Here is a 15,816-nt window from a genome sequence, read left to right on the forward strand (position 1 = left end):
CACGAACTGCGCCCCCGCCGCTTCCACGGCCGCGAACATCGCAGGATCGAGCACGGTGCCGGCACCGATGCACAGTTCAGGACGCTGCTCACGCAGCACCTGGATGGCCTTGAGACCGTGCTGCGAACGCAGGGTCACCTCCAGGGTACGGATGCCACCGGCTGCCAGGGCATCGGCCAACGGTAGGATGTCTTCCTCGCGGGCGATGGTGATCACCGGCAGGATGCGCGCCTTGCCGCAGATCTCATCGATCCGGGCGGCTTTCTCGGCCATCGAGAGCAGAGGTTGTGGGCGTTCAAGCGTGGTCATGACAGTGGATCCTTGGCTCATGGGCACCAGTAGATGTCCAGGGGGTCGTGAAGAAAGGCGCGAATGGGCATTTGCGTGAGGTCGTCGCCAGCCAGAGCGGCGCGCAGGGTAGCGAGTTTGCCTGCCCCCTGCACGGACAGTGCGACGAAAGCAGCGCTCGACAGCAGCGCGCGGGTCATCGACAGGCGTTGGTGCGGCACGCTCGGTGCCAGCAATGGCAGGCAGCGGCGCGCGCTCTCTGGATCGAGGCCCTCGACCAGGTTCGGGCTGTCCGGGAACAGCGATGCGGTATGGCCGTCGTCGCCCATGCCCAACACCAGCACGTCGATCGGCGGCAGGTCGGCAAGCACCTGGTCGGCCTGTTGCGCCGCGGCGTCGAGGTTGTCGGCGCGCTGGTACAGGCCCATGAACCGCGCCTTGGCCGCCTCGCCCTTGAGCAGGTGCCGGGCCAGCAGCCCGGCATTGCTGTCGGCATGCTCGACCGGCACCCAGCGCTCGTCGGCCAGCGACACGGTCACCTTCGACCAGTCGAGTTTTTCCAGGGCCAGTTGCTCGAGAAACGGGACCGGGCTACGCCCGCCAGACAGCACCACACAGGCCTGACCCTTGCTGGCGATGGCGGCGCGCAGGCGCTCGGCCACATCGCCGGCCAGCGTCGCGGCCAGGCGCTTGGCGTCTGTCAGCGCGTGAACCTTCGCGGTCGCCGGCAGTTGCAGTTCAGATATCGCCATACCAGGCTCTCCCATCGCGTGTAATCAGTGCAATCGAGCTCATCGGCCCCCAGGACCCGGCCGCATAAGGCTTGGGCGCGTCACCGGCGTTCTTCCAGCCGGCGATCAACTGGTCGCACCAGGTCCAGGCGTACTCGATCTCGTCCTTGCGCACGAACAGGTTCTGGTTGCCGCGCATCACTTCGAGCAGCAAACGCTCGTAGGCATCCGGAATCCGCGCGCTGCGCCAGGTGTCGGAAAAATTCAGTTGCAGTGGGCCGCTGCGCAGTTGCATGCCCTTGTCCAGCCCCTGCTCCTTGGTCATCACCCGCAGCGAGATACCTTCGTCGGGCTGCAGACGGATGATCAGCTTGTTGCCGATCTGCAAACGCTGCTCCGGGGCGAAGATATAGTGCGGCGTTTCCTTGAAGTGGATGACGATCTGCGACAGCTTCTGCGGCATGCGCTTGCCGGTACGCAGATAGAACGGCACGCCCGACCAACGCCAGTTGCGGATGTCGGCGCGCAGGGCGACGAAGGTTTCGGTGTCGCTCTGGGCGTTGGCGTTCTCTTCTTCCAGGTAGCCCGGCACCGGAGTGCCGTCGCTGTAGCCGGCGATGTACTGGCCGCGTACCACACGGGTGCTCAGCCCCTCGCCGGTGATCGGCGCCAGCGCCTTGAGCACCTTGACCTTCTCGTCGCGGATGCTGTCGGCCGACAGATCGCTGGGCGGGTCCATGGCGATCAGGCACAGCAGCTGCAGCAGGTGGTTCTGGATCATGTCGCGCAGTTGGCCGGCCTTGTCGAAGTAGCCCCAGCGCCCTTCGATGCCGACTTTCTCGGCAACGGTGATCTCCACGTGGGAGATGGAGTTCTGGTTCCACTGGGTTTCGAACAGGCTGTTGGCAAAGCGCAAGGCGATCAGGTTCTGTACCGTTTCCTTGCCCAGGTAGTGGTCGATGCGATAGACCCGGCTTTCGGGGAAGAAGCGCGCCACGGCGTCATTGACCCGACGCGACGACTCCAGGTCGTGCCCGATGGGTTTTTCCAGCACGACGCGGGTGCGCGATGCCAGGCCGGCCTTGTCGAGGTTTTCGCAGATGGCCCCGTAGACCGCCGCCGCAGTGGCGAAATAGGCGATCAGTGGCTGTCCTTCACCGGCCTGCTCGGCCAGGGCCTGGTAGCCTTCGGGCTGGACAAAGTCCAGGTGCAGGTAGCTCAGGCGGTCGAGAAACCGTTGCAGGGCCTGGGGTTCGATATCGGCAGCCGGCACGAAGCGGCGCAACTGGGCTTCGATGTTCGCCAGGTGCTGCTCGGGGGTGCCAGCTTCGCGGGCCAGGGCCAGCAGCCGGGTGTCGGAATGCAGCAGGCCGGCGCGGTCCAGCTCGTAGAGGGCAGGAAACAGCTTGCGCAACGCCAGGTCGCCAAGGGCGCCAAAGAGGGCGAATGTGCAAGGTTCTACACTGATAGCAACCATGATGTTGGTTCTTTTATTAAAGTTGGCCTAGAAATACCGTTTTCGATGACAATTTTCAAGCGCGATGTAGTAAAAATAACAACATCTCGTACAGCGATTACAGACAAGTGGTATGACAATCCCACCATCAGTACGATAGACAACCGTGCAAAAAGCCGACTGTTCCCTCAGCCGGCCGTCTTTCCGACCCAAGGACATCCCATGGACCGTGTGCGAAACCTCCTGGAACAGATCCAGGGACGCCTCGACGAGCTGAACAAGGCCGAACGCAAAGTCGCCGAAGTCATCCTCCTCAACCCGCAGCAGGCCACCCGTTTCAGCATTGCCGCCCTGGCCCAGGCGGCCAAGGTCAGCGAACCGACCGTCAACCGCTTCTGCCGCTCGTTCGGTGTCAGCGGCTACCCCGAGCTCAAGCTGCAACTGGCGCAGAGCCTGGCCAGCGGCGCGGCCTACGTAAGCCGCGCGGTGGAAGCCGACGACGATCCTGCCGCCTACACCCAGAAGATCTTCGCCAGCGCCATCGCATCGCTCGACAGCGCCTGCCAGCAGATCGACCCGCAGCAGGTCAGCCGCGCCGTGGACATGATGATCCAGGCCCGGCAGATCCATTTCTTCGGCCTGGGCGCCTCGGCGCCGGTGGCCATGGACGCCCAGCACAAGTTCTTCCGCTTCAACCTGGCGGTGTCGGCACACCCCGACGTGCTGATGCAGCGCATGCTGGCATCGGTCGCGCACACCGGCGATCTGTTCGTGATCATTTCCTACACCGGGCGCACCCGCGAACTGGTCGAAGTGGCGAAACAGGCCAGGGAAAACGGCGCCTCGGTGCTGGGTATCACTGCCGCCGGTTCGCCCCTGGCCAAGGCCTGCAGCATGAGCCTGCACCTGCCGCTGCCGGAGGACACCGACATCTACATGCCGATGACCTCGCGGATCATCCAGTTGACGGTGCTCGATGTGCTGGCCACCGGCATGACCCTGCGCCGCGGCTCGGATTTCCAGCCACACCTGCGCAAGATCAAGGAAAGCCTCAACGCCAGCCGCTACCCCGCCGAAGACAGCTGACTCAACTGAGCCGATGCGCCTGCAGCCGCAACTGCGCGCGCTGCCCAGGCGCCAGGCTCAGGCCTTCGCCGCTGCCACTGGCAGCCTCGACGCAGACGAACCCCTGGCTCTCGCGCCCGCTCACCCCCATCAATGGGCGATTGCCAGGGTGCCAGACCACCGTGTCGTCGCTGTCGCTGGTGTCGATGCACAGTTCGCGCGCCCAGGCCGAGTCATGCAACTGCACCTTCGGCGTGCCCGGGTAGACCTTCTGGCAACCCCCTTTGAGCGTGAGCACGCCATCTTCACGGCATGCCTGTCGGTTGAGGCGGTCGTAGCCGTCGATATCCTCCAGCCCCGACAAAGCGATCTGCGACACATCGCTGATGCGCCAGAACGCCAGCAATGCGTGGCTCAGCTGGCAGGGTTCGCTGTCCTGGTGCTCGGTGCACAGGCGCAGTTCCATGCTCGAGCCCAGCCGGGCGTGCAAGTCGACCTGCCAGTCGCACAGGTCCAGACGCCACTTGAGCGTGACGCCCTCCTCGTCTTCGCGGCTGTCGAGCAGCTTCCAGTCCAGCAAGCGCCCCCAGCCATGAGCCGGCCACAGGTCCTCGCTGGGATGACGGCCATACCAGGGCCAGCACACCGGCACGCCGCCACGGATCGCACCGACCTGTGGCCATTGTTCGGCGCACCACAGCCAGGGTTTCTCGCCGGTCGGCTGAAAGTGCAGCAATTGTGCGCCCTGGCGGCTGAACACCGCCTGGCAGCATGGGTGATCGATGATCAGGACATCGCGCTGCTGGTGACGCTCCCACTCGAAAACCGGCCGTGGCCGTTGCGAAGTGAAAAAGCGATGGAGCGGATGTTCAGACATGTTCAGAAAGCTCTTGTTGTTTGAGATAGCGCTGTCTTTACCCAAGCCCGAGATCCACTGCAGAACAGTGGATCTCGGGGTGTGGGGGTGGATGGCGTAAATTTACAACAATTTTTCTTAGAATGACGACTGAATCTTCAAGCCTGCGACCAACGCGTTGTCGACATCGTCCACACCGCCCGGGCTCTTGATGTACTGCAGGTTCGGGCGCACGGTCAGCCAGTTGGTGACGTGGAAGCCGTAGTACAGCTCGGCGTTGTACTCGGTGCGCTGCAGTGGCACGAAGCCCGGATTGTCGTAGTCGTCGATACCGCTCTGGGCGTTGAGCAGTTCGGCGCGCTTCTTCACGTCGTCGTTGACGTGGATGCGCGCGATGCCGAAGCCGATATCATCCTTGGGCCGTGCATCGAACGCGCCCTTGTAGACCATCCCCACCTGCTGGTAGTTGTCCACCACGTTGGTGGCCTTGTCGTGCACGGTGAAGTTGGCGAACAGGCTCAGGCCGCGGTTGGCATCGCCGTTGTGCGCGGTGACCTGCTGCTGGGCCACGACCCACCAGCCATGCTTGCTCGAGTGCGACTTGAAGGCTTGGCCAGTCAACGCCTGCGGGTTGCCGTTGATGTCGTCGTAGACGTCGTCGGCCTTGGCGGTGCTGTAGTAGTAGCCCAGGCGGTATTCGCCCGGCAGGCCGTTGACCTTCGGCGACCAGACCATTTCGACCGGCAGGATCGCGCCCTTGGTCCCGCTGCCACTGAGCTTGAAGCCGTTGCCGGTCTCGAGGTTGGACGGGTTCTGCTCGTAGGCACCGACCTGGACGAAGAACTCCGGCGTGATGTTGTACTTCACCCGCAGCGCCCACTGGCTGACCGGCCAGTTGTACCAGATGCCACCCACCCAGTTACCCACCTGCGAACCGCAGAACGCCAGGTTCTGGAAGTCGCAAGGGAAGCTGTTGAAGTCCTCGCCTTCACCGAAGCGGCCGACCTTCACGTCCAGCGCGCCGTCGAAGTACTTCTGTTTGACCCACATCTGCGTCAGGCGCCAGGTCTGGCCACGGCCCCAGACTTCCTGCACCGAGCTGAACTGCCCGGCGCGCGGGTCGCTGATGCGGTCATTGGACAGGTTGCGTCCGCTACGCTCGGTGATCGCCAGCTTGAACTCCGCATCGTGCCAGCCAAGGATCTTCTGCAGGTCCAGGTGCGCGCCGAGGGCGAACTGATCGCTGTAGCGCGCGGTCTTGTCGTTGTTGTAGCCACCGTGCAGGTTACCGGCCACTTCACCCACGTAGTCGAGAGTGAAGTCGTAGCCTTTTTCCAACAGCTCGGTGCGAGCCCCACCCCAGTCGCCAGTCATCCATTTCGACTCGCTGGAGAAAGCCTCGGCAGCATGCGCGCCATTGCTGCCCACGAGGGCGAGCAGGGTCAGCGAGCCTAGTGCCTTGATACGCTTGCGATGGTCCATCCCTTGTTTCCTCTTTTCTTGTTATCGATGGTTTGCTGCTTCAACGTCCCTTGATACGTGTCACGTTGTCCTTGACTGGCGCGTCCGCTGCCGGCAGGTCCAGGCGCTCGCCGCTGCTCGCGTCGAACAGCAGGACCCGCGCCGGATCGAACTGCAGGTTCAGGCTGTCACCGACATTGCAGGCGACATCCGGCGCCAACCGGCAGCAGACCTTGGTCTGGTTGAGGGTGACGAACACCAGCAGGTCGGGGCCGGTGGGCTCCAGGACCTGCACTTCTGCGCGCACCGCCGGCAAGCCGTTGCCTTCGGCGCTACCGAGTGCGATCTGCTCGGGGCGTACGCCGAGGATCACCTCACGGCCGTCCAGCGCTTCGCTGGCCGCGCCCAGGGGCATTTCGCAGCGGGCCTGGCCGCTGTCGAGCAGGGCGAACAGGCGCCCGTCCTGCTTGCTGATGCGCACGGGGATGAAGTTCATGGGTGGCGAGCCGATGAAGCTGGCGACGAACAGGTTGGCCGGATCGTTGTAGATCTGCTGGGGCGTACCGAACTGCTGGATGATGCCGTCCTTCATCACCGCGACCTTGTCCCCCAGGGTCATGGCCTCGATCTGGTCGTGGGTCACGTACACCGTGGTGGTTTTCAGGCGCTGGTGCATCAGTTTCATTTCGGTGCGCATCTCGACCCGCAGCTTGGCGTCGAGGTTCGACAACGGCTCGTCGAACAGGTAGATCTTCGGCCTGCGCGCCAGGGCCCGGCCCATGGCCACGCGCTGCTGCTGGCCACCGGAGAGCTGGCCCGGCTTGCGATTGAGCAGGTGCTCGATCTGCAGCAGCTTGGCCACCCGCGCGACTTCCTCGTCGATTGCCGACTGCGGCATCTTGCGGATCTTCAGGCCGAACTCGATGTTCTCGCGCACGCTCATGGTCGGGTACAGCGCATAGGACTGGAACACCATGGCGATGTCACGATCCTTCGGGCTCATGCCGGAAACGTCCTGGTCATCGATCAGGATCGCCCCGCCGGTGATGTTCTCAAGGCCGGCGATGCAGTTCATCAAGGTGGACTTGCCGCAGCCGGAAGGGCCGACCAGGATCAGGAACTCGCCGTCCTTGATCGCCAGCTGGATATCCTTGAGGGTGTCCGGCAAGCCGGTGCCGTAGGTCTTGTTTACATTGCGAAGTTCGAGCGTTGCCATGACTTACCCCTTGACTGCGCCGGCGGTCAGCCCACGCACGAAATACTTGCCTGCGACCACATAGACCAGCAGGGTTGGCAGTGCGGCGATCATTGCCGCGGCCATGTCGACGTTGTATTCCTTGGCACCGGTGCTGGTGTTGACCAGGTTGTTCAGGGCCACGGTGATCGGTTGCGAATCGCCGCTGGAGAACACCACGCCGAACAGGAAGTCGTTCCAGATCTGGGTGAACTGCCAGATCAGGCAGACCATGATGATCGGCGTCGACATCGGCAGGATGATGCGGCGGAAGATGGTGAAGAACCCGGCACCATCCAGGCGTGCAGCCTTGACCAGCGCCTCGGGAATGCTGACGTAGTAGTTGCGGAAGAACAGCGTGGTGAAGGCCAGGCCATAGACCACGTGCACCAGCACCAGCCCCGAGGTGGTGCTGGCCAGGCCCAGCTTGCCGAGGGTGAACGAGGCTGGCAGCAGCACGGTCTGGAATGGCAGGAAGCAGCCGAACAGCAGCAGACCGAAGAACAGTTGCGAGCCACGGAAGCGCCACATCGACAGCACGTAGCCGTTCAGGGCGCCGATGGCCGTGGAGATCAGCACCGCCGGAACGGTGATCAGGATCGAGTTCCAGAAATACCCACTGACCGTGCCCCAGGCCTTGACCCAGCCAATCGCGGTGAACAGCTCCGGCCAGCTCAAGAGGTTGCCGGTGCTGATGTCTTCCGGGGTCTTGAAGCTGGTCAGCAGCATCACCACCAGCGGCACCAGGTAGAGCAGCACCGCCAGCAGCAGCACGGCGTGGATGGCGATGCGACCCAGGCTGAGGGCCGGCTTGTCGAGATTAGTGGTCATTGCGCTTGGTCCTCAGCTCGGAATACAGGTAGGGCACGAGGATCGCGAGGATCGCGCCGAGCATCAGGATCGCGCTGGCAGAACCCATGCCCATCTGCCCGCGGCTGAAGGTGAACGAGTACATGAACATCGCGGGCAGGTCCGAGGAATAGCCAGGACCACCGGCGGTCATCGCGGCCACCAGGTCGAAGCTCTTGATGGCGATGTGCGAGAGGATCATCAGCGAGCTGAAGAACACCGGGCGCAGGCTCGGCAGCACCACGGTCCAGTAGATGCGCGGCATGCTTGCACCGTCGATCTGCGCAGCACGGATGATCGACTGGTCGACACCGCGCAGCCCGGCAAGGAACATCGCCATGATGAAGCCCGAGGCCTGCCATACCGCGGCGATCACCAGGCAGTAGACGACCCGGTCCGGATCGATCAGCCAGTCCAGGCGAAAGCCCTCCCAGCCCCAGTCGCGCAGCAGCTTGTCCAGGCCCATGCCCGGGTTGAGCAGCCACTTCCAGGCGGTGCCGGTCACGATCATCGACAGTGCCATGGGGTACAGGTAGATGGTGCGGATCACCCCTTCGCGGCGGATACGCTGGTCGAGGAACACCGCCAGCAGCACGCCGATCACCAAGGTGATGCCGATGAACATTCCGCCGAAGACCAGCAGGTTCTTGCTCGCCACCCACCAGCGGTCGTTGTCGAACAGCCGCGCGTACTGGGCCAGGCCCGCCCACTTGTAGGTGGGCAGGAAGGTCGAGGTGGTGAACGACAGGACGAAGGTCCACAGGATGTAGCCGTAGAAGCCCACCAGCACGATGAACATGCTCGGCGCCAGTACCAGTTTCGGTAACCAGCGCTGGAGCGCGTCCATGGGTGAGGCCCGCAGTTGGGCGGTGGTCGTAGTCATGATTTCAGATACCGGAACGAGGGCGGTGCTGCGCACCGCATCGCGGGACAAGCCCGCTCCCACAAAGATCTGGCCCACCCACAGGTTCAGCGCATGGCGCCAAACCTGTGGGAGCGGGCTTGTCCCGCGATTGGGCCGTTATTGGGCGGCCTTGACCGCTGCGTTGAGCTTCTTCGCCGCATCGGCCGGATCGGCCTTCGGGTCGTTGATGTAGTTGGTCACCACATCGAAGAACGCCCCCTGCACGGCAAGCGTGGTCGCCATGTTGTGCGCCATGCTCGGCTGCAGGCCACCCGACTTGGCGTCCGCCAGGAAGTCCTTGGCAGCGGTCTGGGCGCAACTGTCGAAGCCATACTTGCTCATGTCGGCCAGCATGTCGTTGCGCACCGGGATCGAGCCCTTGTTGATGCTGAAGGTCTTCTGGAAGTCTTCACCCAGCACACGCTTGGCGATGTCCTGCTGGCCTGCAGTGGTGCCTTCGTTCTTCTGCTTGAACACCGCCAGCGAGTCGATGTTGTACAGGAAGCCTTTGTCAGTGCCGGGGAAGGGTACGCACTGGTAGTCCTTGCCGGCGGTCTTCTTGGCCAGGGTCCACTCGCTCTTGGCCCAGTCGCCCATGATCTGCATGCCGGCCTTGCCGTTGATGACCTTCGCGGCCTCGAGGTTCCAGTCCTGGCCCTTGCCGTCAGGGTCCATGTAGGTGGCGACCTTCTTCAGCTCGGTCAGGGCCTTGACCATCTCCGGGCCGGTCAGGGCTTTTTCGTCGAGGTCGACCAGGGCCTTCTTGTAGCCCTCCACCCCCATCACCGCCAGCACCACGTTCTCGAACACGGTGCTGTCCTGCCATGGCTGGCCACCGTGGGCCAGGGGAATGAAGCCTGCGGCCTTGAGCTTGTCGGCTGCGGCATAGAATTCGTCGAGGGTGGTCGGCGCCTTGTCGATGCCGGCCTTCTTGAACACCTCAGGGTTGATCCACAGCCAGTTGATGCGGTGGATGTTCACCGGCACGGCGACGTAGTCACCTTCGTACTTGACGGTGTCGGCGACCTTCTTGTCGAGCAGGCTGTCCCACTTCTCCTGCTTGGCGACGTCCTTGAGCACATCGCTGTCGAGCAGGCCGGTGGCCGCCCAGTCCTGGATGTCCGGGCCCTTGATCTGGGCAACGCCGGGCGGGTTGCCGGCGACGGCGCGGCTCTTGAGCACGGTCATCGCGGTGGAACCACCGCCACCGGCAACAGCGCCGTCCTTCCAGGTGAAGCCGTCTTTCTCGACCTGGGCCTTGAGGACATCAACGGCAGCTTTCTCGCCACCGGAGGTCCACCAGTGCACTACCTCGACGCTACCTTTGGATTCGGCGGCGAAGGCGCTGAGGGGCATGAGCGAGGCGAGGGAAATAGCGGCGGCGAGGCGCAGAGTGGAATTCATCGGTATACCTTTCTTGTTGTTATGCGGTGCAAGTCGTTCGCTTGCGTTGCATGAAGTCTAATGAGCGCGCAGACCAGGGCAGGTAACGAAGCGATGCGCGAATGTCATCACTTGGTTACATTGCCCAGGGCCAGCGCAGTGGCCAGGCTTGGTGCCAACGGCAGGCGCGGCAGGAGCACCGCCTGGTAGGCGTGGTAGAGATCGGGCTTGCCGCCCCAGATGCTTGCGCCAGGGCGGTTCTGCGGGTCCAGCTCATGGTGCCAGCTGCCGTGGACGCGATCGATGAAATGGCTGTCGATGAAGTCCCAGAAGCGCCGGTACCACTGCTCGTATTCACCTTCCCCGGTACGACGCAACAACGCTGCAGCCGTCGCACAGGCTTCGGCGTGGGTCCAGTGCAGGCGCGCCCGGACCACTGGCCGGTTCTGCCAGTCGAGGGTGTAGACGATGCCCGGCGCGCCATCAGCGTGCCAGGCGTGACGACAGGCATTGGCGAACAGCCCGCGCGCGTCGCTCAGCAACCACTGCGGGGCGGGCAGGCTGGCACGCTGGCGCGCGGCCTCCAGGTGCAGGACCAAGCGTGCCCACTCGAAGGCATGACCGGGCGTGGTGCCGTAGGGGCGAAAGCCGTCGGTGGGGTTGTCGTGGTTGTACTCGGGCAGCGCCTGCCAGTGCACGTCGAAATGCTCGATGACAGCGAAGTCATTGCCAGCGGCATAGGTGTGGATGATCCGTTCGACGATACGCAGGGCACGGTCCAGCCAGTGCGTGTGGCCAGTGACATCGGCCAGGGCGAGGAAAGCCTCGGTGGCGTGCATGTTGCTGTTGGCGCCACGGTAGGCTTCCGGCTGCGTCCAGTCACGGGCGAAGGACTCGCGCAGGGCGCCCTCCTCCTCGCTCCAGAAGCGCGTCTCGATGATCGCGATGGCCGCGCCGAGCAACTGCTCGGCGCCTGGTGCACCGGCGACTGTCGCAGAACTGGCGGCCAAGGCGACGAAGGCATGCAGGTAGGCGGTCTTGCCGGTGTCGCCCTCACCGTCGGCGCGGGCGAACCAGCCATCATCCCGCGCATCGCGCAAAGGCCCTGCGAGCAGTGCTGCGACGCCGTGCTCCACCAGCGGCAGGCAACCAGGAATGCCCTGCACATGCGCCATGGCGAAGCAGTGGGTCATGCGCGCAGTGTGCAGGGTTTCGGCGATCGCCCTGTCGGGCAGCAGGCCCTGGGCATCGAGGCTGCCGAAGCCGTCTGGCAGGCGCGAGGCCTTGGCGAAGGTCACCAGGCGCTGGCCCTCGGCGACCAGCCAGGCGTTGTGAACCGGGGAGTCGAGCCAACTGCAGAAAGGGAAATCAACGCTGTCCATCACCTGCTCAATCCTTGCCAGGGACAGGCCGGGTGCCTGTCGTCAGCGAATTCTAGCCAGCCGTCCCGGCGGGCATGTCACGAAGGCCTGCCTGAATGTCACCATCCCGTGACACTTGCAGTGGCCTCATCGCGGGACAAGTCGCAGCGGCGAACCGCCACTCCCACAGGTACCCCGCTGATTTCGAAACCAGTGGAGTACCTGTGGGAGCGGGCTTGTCCCGCGATAGGGCTGGCCCAATCAATCGATATTCCGGGGCAGGAACAAGGTCACCCGCAACCCACCCTCACGCAGGTTCAACAAACTCACCTCCCCGCCATGGCTGTGGGCGATGTTACGCGCGATCCCCAGCCCCAGCCCATACCCCTGCTGCTGCCCCGCCAGGCGGAAATGCGGCTCGAACACCTGCTCCAGGCGCTGCTCCGGCACCCCCGGCCCCTGGTCGTCGACCTGCAGCACGAAGGCCTCGGTGCTGTCGATGATGCGCAGGTGCGCACGCTCGCCGTACTTGATGGCGTTGTCGATCAGGTTGCCGATGCAGCGGCGCAGCGCCAGCGACTTGCCAGGGTACGGCGCCAGCGCGCGGCCCTCCAAGGTGATGCGCCCATCGCCCAGGTAGGGTTCGGCAAGAATCTCCAGTACCTGGTTGAGGTCGATCGGTTCGATGTTTTCGTGGATGTCGGTATCTTTCACGCATTGCAGCGCGCCCTTGACCAGCAGCTCCAGCTCGTCGAGATCGCGGCTGAACTTGGCCTGCAGGTGCTCGTCTTCAAGCAGTTCCACGCGCAGGCGCAGTCGGGTGATCGGCGTGCGCAGGTCGTGGGAGATGGCGCTGAACAGCTGCGAGCGTTCGGTCAGGTAGCGGCTGATGCGCTCACGCATGGCATTGAACGCGCGCCCCACCTCGACCACTTCGCTGCCGCCACCTTCAGCCACCGGCGGCACGTCCGCCCCCAGTGACATCTCCCGCGCCGCCCGCGCCAGGCGCTTGAGCGGCCAGCTCTGCCAGTGCACCAGCAGGCCGATGAACAACAGCAGCAACAGGGTGGTCAGGGCGATGAAGCCGATCTGCTGGCGCGGCAGGCGCTCGGGTTCAAGGCCGGTATAGGGCTCGGGCAGCAGCGAGGCGATGTACAGCCACTCGCCTTCGTCCAGGCGGATCTGGGTGACCAGCACCGGCGGATTGAGCGGTTCGAGGGTCAGCGCGTAGTGGGCCCAGGAGCGCGGCAGCTCGTCGAGCTTCAGGCCGCTGTTGAAGATGCGCAGGTCGTCGGGGCTGACGAACTCGACGGAGATTTCCATCTGCTGGCCCAGGCGTTCGTGCAGCACCTGCTGGAACACCTCGATCACCGCCTGCTTGCGCGGGGTGATGGGCAGCACCGGCATGCCCAGCGGCTTTTCGTTGAGCGAGACGAAAAAGCGCGTACCGCCCATGCTGCGCAACTGGTCGAGCACCATCGGCCGGTAGGCCACCGGCAGGGAACGGAAGTAGCTGACGCTGGCGCTCATCGAGTGCGCAAGGCTGCTGGCGCTGGCGCGCAGCCCCTGCAGCTGGCTGGCGCGCAGTTGGGCGACCCAGATCACGCTCGACAGCCCCTGGGCGATCAGCACCACCAGCAAGGTGAGCAGCAACATGCGCCCGAGCAGCGAGCGCGGCAACAGGCGCAAGCGGCGCTCGCTGGCCTGCTCAGCCGGCACAGCTGACATTCGCTGCAAGCAGGTAGCCGCTGCCGCGCACGGTGCGGATCAGCCGCGGTGGCTTGTCGGTGTCGCGCAGGCGCTGGCGCAGGCGGCTGACCGCCATGTCGACGATGCGGTCCAGCGGCATCGGTTCACGCCCGCGGGTGGCATTGCCAATGGTGTCGCGGTCGAGGATCTGCTGGGGATGGTCGAGAAACAGCTTGAGCAGGGCGAAGTCGGCACCGGAGAGAATCACTTCTTCACCATCGCGGTGGAACAGGCGATGGCTGACCGTATCCAGGCGCCAGTCATCGAAGGTGAGCACCGCGCTGGCGGGGGTGGCCGTGGTGAAGTCACAGCGACGCAGCAGGGCCTTGATTCGCGCCTGCAGCTCGCGCGGGCTGAATGGCTTGCCCAGGTAGTCGTCGGCGCCCAGCTCCAGGCCGATGACACGGTCGGCTTCATCGGAGCTGGCGGTGAGCATGATGATCGGCACCCGCGACTGACGCGGATGCTGACGCACCCAACGGCACAGGCTGAAGCCGTCCTCGTCGGGCAGCATCACGTCGAGGATCACCAGGTCGTAGTTGCCGGCATCCAGCGCGCGGCGAAAGCCCTGGCCGTCGGGTTCGGCATGGACCTGGAAGCCGGAGCGGCTGAGGTAGGTCTGCAGCAGCTCGCGAATGTCCTGATCGTCATCGACCATCAGGATGGTTTTACCGGCAGTGCTCACAATGAATTCCCTTGGGTCGGTACAGGTCTTGATGCCTGTTGTGGCGACATTCTATCGGCGTCGATGCCCTTCGCGGGCAAGCCCGCTCCTACAGTTTTTTGTGGGAGCGGGCTTGCCCGCGAATGGCACCACAACCGACCGTCAGTGGTCCAGCCTCTGCTGCAAGGCCACCCCGGCCCCGAGCAACCCGGAAAACTCCGCCGTCACCAACCATACCGGCACACCGGGGAAGTAGCCGCTCATGCAGCCCTTGTCGGCAAAGCTTGCCGCGAACCCGCTGCGCAGGAACAGCTCGGCGAAGCGCGGCACCACGCCGCCAACAATATAGACCCCGCCACGCGCCCCCAGGGTCAGCACATTGTTACCCGCGACACGCCCGAGAAAACGTGAGAACTGTTCGATCACCGCCAGGGCCTGCGGCTCGCCGCCCAGCGCGGCATCGGTGATCTGCGCCGGGGTCTTGTGACGGGGTGTGTCGCCATCCAGTGCACAGATGGCCTGGTACAGCCGCACCAGCCCACCACCACTGAGCACGGTCTCGGCGCTGACATGGCCAATCTGCCTGTGGATCTGCTGGTGGATCGCCGCCTCACGGGCATTGCCCACCGGCAGGTCGACATGCCCGCCTTCGCCCGGTAGCGCCATCCAGTGCTGCTCGCCAAGGCTCAGCAAGGTGCCGACGCCAAGGCCGGTACCCGCGCCGATGACCAGCGCCGGGCGCGCGGCGTCCGCCTGCCCGGGGCACACCTCTACGAACTCGCCAGGCTTGAGGCGGGTCATGCCCAGGGCCATGGCGGAAAAGTCGTTGATCAGCGACAGGCGCTCGACCTGCAGCACCTTGCAGAAGGCCGAGCGGCTCAGGCGCCAGTGATTGTTGGTGAAGCGAAACTCGTCGCCATCGACAGGGCCGGCTACCGACAGGCACACGTCCGAGACATCGCCACGCTTGAGGCCCTGGTCCTTGAGGTAGGCCTCGATGGCCTGCTCGGGGCTGGAATAGTCCGCTGTCGCCAGCACCTGCACCGCGTGCAGGTCATTGTCACGCCACAGGGCAAAGCGGGCGTTGGTACCGCCGATGTCACCGACCAGCGAGGCCTTCATTTGAAACGCTCCAGGGCAGAGGTAAAGGCGCTGGCGCCCTGCTCTGCCGGGCTGAACGCGACGCGCATGAAGCCGAACAGCTCGCGCCCGCACCCCAGGTCATTACCCAGGGGCGCATCAGGCTGATCGCGCCCGGCCAGCTCCTCGGCCGACACCATCAGTTGCAGCGTGCCTTCGACACCGTCGACGCGCACGATATCACCATCGCGCACCCGTGCCAGCGGCCCGCCGTCATACGCTTCGGGGCACACGTGGATCGCCGCCGGGATCTTGCCCGACGCACCAGACATGCGCCCGTCGGTAACCAGCGCGACCTTGTAGCCGCGGTCCTGCAGCACGCCGAGGAACGGCGTCAGCTTGTGCAGCTCGGGCATGCCATTGCAACGCGGACCCTGGAAACGCACCACGGCGACGAAATCGCGCTCCAGCTCGCCGGCCTTGAAGGCATCGGCCAGCGACTGCTGGTCGTGGAACACTCGCGCCGGAGCCTCGACCACCTGGTGTTCCGGCGCCACGGCGGAGACTTTCATCACCCCGCGCCCCAGGTTGCCTTCCATCACCCGCAACCCGCCCTCGGCCGAGAATGGCCGGGCGACCGGGCGCAGGATGCTTTCGTCCAGGCTGTGCTGCGGCCCTTCGCGCCACACCAGCTTGCCGCCGTCGAGGAACGGTTCCTGGGTGTAGCGGCGCAGA

The 15,816-nt window shown here is 64.5% G+C and carries 14 protein-coding genes and 1 pseudogene; 1 reads left to right on the forward strand and 14 read right to left on the reverse strand.

Annotated elements, in window-relative coordinates:
* The 3 genes from ACPZMI_RS14915 to zwf all read right to left on the reverse strand — a co-directional run.
* A partial coding sequence (locus ACPZMI_RS14915; protein WP_483407401.1) for a beta/alpha barrel domain-containing protein occupies window positions 1-309 on the reverse strand: 309 nt, incomplete at its 3' end.
* Window positions 310-326: 17 nt separating this feature from the next.
* Window positions 327-1,040, reverse strand: a complete 714-nt coding sequence (gene pgl, locus ACPZMI_RS14920; protein ID WP_426352554.1) for a 6-phosphogluconolactonase — start codon at window positions 1,038-1,040, stop codon at window positions 327-329.
* Window positions 1,027-2,496 (reverse strand): glucose-6-phosphate dehydrogenase, encoded by a 1,470-nt coding sequence (gene zwf / locus ACPZMI_RS14925; RefSeq protein ID WP_186667971.1) that lies wholly within the window; start codon window positions 2,494-2,496, stop codon window positions 1,027-1,029. The genes pgl and zwf overlap by 14 nt, the downstream gene beginning before the upstream one ends.
* 210 nt (window positions 2,497-2,706) lie before the next feature.
* Here zwf and hexR point away from each other — a divergent pair, with 210 nt between their 5' ends.
* Window positions 2,707-3,561, forward strand: a complete 855-nt coding sequence (gene hexR, locus ACPZMI_RS14930) for a DNA-binding transcriptional regulator HexR (RefSeq protein WP_200604055.1) — start codon at window positions 2,707-2,709, stop codon at window positions 3,559-3,561.
* A 1-nt stretch (window position 3,562) separates the two neighbouring features.
* Here the strand turns inward: hexR and ACPZMI_RS14935 are convergent, their stop codons facing one another.
* The 11 genes and pseudogenes from ACPZMI_RS14935 to ACPZMI_RS14985 all read right to left on the reverse strand — a co-directional run.
* Window positions 3,563-4,417: a D-hexose-6-phosphate mutarotase gene (locus ACPZMI_RS14935; RefSeq protein WP_186667969.1), complete on the reverse strand. Its 855-nt coding sequence runs from the start codon at window positions 4,415-4,417 to the stop codon at window positions 3,563-3,565.
* 117 nt (window positions 4,418-4,534) lie between these two features.
* Entirely contained in the window at window positions 4,535-5,878 is a 1,344-nt protein-coding gene (locus ACPZMI_RS14940; RefSeq protein ID WP_186667967.1) for a carbohydrate porin, read from the reverse strand.
* Window positions 5,879-5,918: 40 nt separating this feature from the next.
* Window positions 5,919-7,073: an ABC transporter ATP-binding protein gene (locus tag ACPZMI_RS14945; RefSeq protein WP_426352555.1), complete on the reverse strand. Its 1,155-nt coding sequence runs from the start codon at window positions 7,071-7,073 to the stop codon at window positions 5,919-5,921.
* Window positions 7,074-7,076: 3 nt separating this feature from the next.
* Window positions 7,077-7,922 (reverse strand): carbohydrate ABC transporter permease, encoded by an 846-nt coding sequence (locus tag ACPZMI_RS14950; protein WP_186667963.1) that lies wholly within the window; start codon window positions 7,920-7,922, stop codon window positions 7,077-7,079.
* Window positions 7,912-8,823 carry a carbohydrate ABC transporter permease gene (locus ACPZMI_RS14955; RefSeq protein ID WP_426352556.1) on the reverse strand — a complete coding sequence of 304 codons (912 nt, stop codon included), beginning with the start codon at window positions 8,821-8,823 and terminating at the stop codon, window positions 7,912-7,914. The genes ACPZMI_RS14950 and ACPZMI_RS14955 overlap by 11 nt, the downstream gene beginning before the upstream one ends.
* 138 nt (window positions 8,824-8,961) lie before the next feature.
* A complete protein-coding gene (locus tag ACPZMI_RS14960; RefSeq protein WP_186667961.1) occupies window positions 8,962-10,248 on the reverse strand; it encodes an ABC transporter substrate-binding protein in 1,287 nt (428 codons plus the stop codon).
* Between the two features lie 107 nt (window positions 10,249-10,355).
* Window positions 10,356-11,609, reverse strand: coding sequence for a D-mannose isomerase (locus ACPZMI_RS14965; protein ID WP_426352557.1), 1,254 nt, complete (start codon window positions 11,607-11,609; stop codon window positions 10,356-10,358).
* Window positions 11,610-11,849: 240 nt separating this feature from the next.
* Entirely contained in the window at window positions 11,850-13,316 is a 1,467-nt protein-coding gene (locus ACPZMI_RS14970) for an ATP-binding protein (protein WP_426352558.1), read from the reverse strand.
* The gene (locus tag ACPZMI_RS14975; RefSeq protein WP_189665263.1) at window positions 13,297-13,995 is read right to left on the reverse strand and encodes a response regulator; all 699 of its coding nucleotides are present in this window, start codon (window positions 13,993-13,995) and stop codon (window positions 13,297-13,299) included. The genes ACPZMI_RS14970 and ACPZMI_RS14975 overlap by 20 nt, the downstream gene beginning before the upstream one ends.
* Window positions 13,996-14,163: 168 nt before the next feature.
* Window positions 14,164-15,123, reverse strand: a complete 960-nt coding sequence (locus tag ACPZMI_RS14980; RefSeq protein WP_186667953.1) for a glucokinase — start codon at window positions 15,121-15,123, stop codon at window positions 14,164-14,166.
* A pseudogene (locus ACPZMI_RS14985) lies at window positions 15,120-15,816 on the reverse strand (dihydroxy-acid dehydratase domain-containing protein); the annotation flags it as partial. The gene ACPZMI_RS14980 and the pseudogene ACPZMI_RS14985, both read right to left, overlap by 4 nt.

The organism is Pseudomonas wayambapalatensis (assembly GCF_049942315.1).
Classification (GTDB): domain Bacteria; phylum Pseudomonadota; class Gammaproteobacteria; order Pseudomonadales; family Pseudomonadaceae; genus Aquipseudomonas; species Aquipseudomonas wayambapalatensis.

Excerpts from the sequence above, each read along its gene's own strand:
- pgl (WP_426352554.1), bottom strand. The coding sequence starts at position 1,040 with ATGGCGATATCTGAACTGCAACTGCCGGCGACCGCGAAGGTTCACGCG.
- zwf (WP_186667971.1), bottom strand. The coding sequence starts at position 2,496 with ATGGTTGCTATCAGTGTAGAACCTTGCACATTCGCCCTCTTTGGCGCC.
- ACPZMI_RS14935 (WP_186667969.1), bottom strand. The coding sequence starts at position 4,417 with ATGTCTGAACATCCGCTCCATCGCTTTTTCACTTCGCAACGGCCACGG.
- ACPZMI_RS14940 (WP_186667967.1), bottom strand. The coding sequence starts at position 5,878 with ATGGACCATCGCAAGCGTATCAAGGCACTAGGCTCGCTGACCCTGCTC.
- ACPZMI_RS14945 (WP_426352555.1), bottom strand. The coding sequence starts at position 7,073 with ATGGCAACGCTCGAACTTCGCAATGTAAACAAGACCTACGGCACCGGC.
- ACPZMI_RS14950 (WP_186667963.1), bottom strand. The coding sequence starts at position 7,922 with ATGACCACTAATCTCGACAAGCCGGCCCTCAGCCTGGGTCGCATCGCC.
- ACPZMI_RS14955 (WP_426352556.1), bottom strand. The coding sequence starts at position 8,823 with ATGACTACGACCACCGCCCAACTGCGGGCCTCACCCATGGACGCGCTC.
- ACPZMI_RS14960 (WP_186667961.1), bottom strand. The coding sequence starts at position 10,248 with ATGAATTCCACTCTGCGCCTCGCCGCCGCTATTTCCCTCGCCTCGCTC.
- ACPZMI_RS14965 (WP_426352557.1), bottom strand. The coding sequence starts at position 11,609 with ATGGACAGCGTTGATTTCCCTTTCTGCAGTTGGCTCGACTCCCCGGTT.
- ACPZMI_RS14970 (WP_426352558.1), bottom strand. The coding sequence starts at position 13,316 with ATGTCAGCTGTGCCGGCTGAGCAGGCCAGCGAGCGCCGCTTGCGCCTG.
- ACPZMI_RS14975 (WP_189665263.1), bottom strand. The coding sequence starts at position 13,995 with ATGGTCGATGACGATCAGGACATTCGCGAGCTGCTGCAGACCTACCTC.
- ACPZMI_RS14980 (WP_186667953.1), bottom strand. The coding sequence starts at position 15,123 with ATGAAGGCCTCGCTGGTCGGTGACATCGGCGGTACCAACGCCCGCTTT.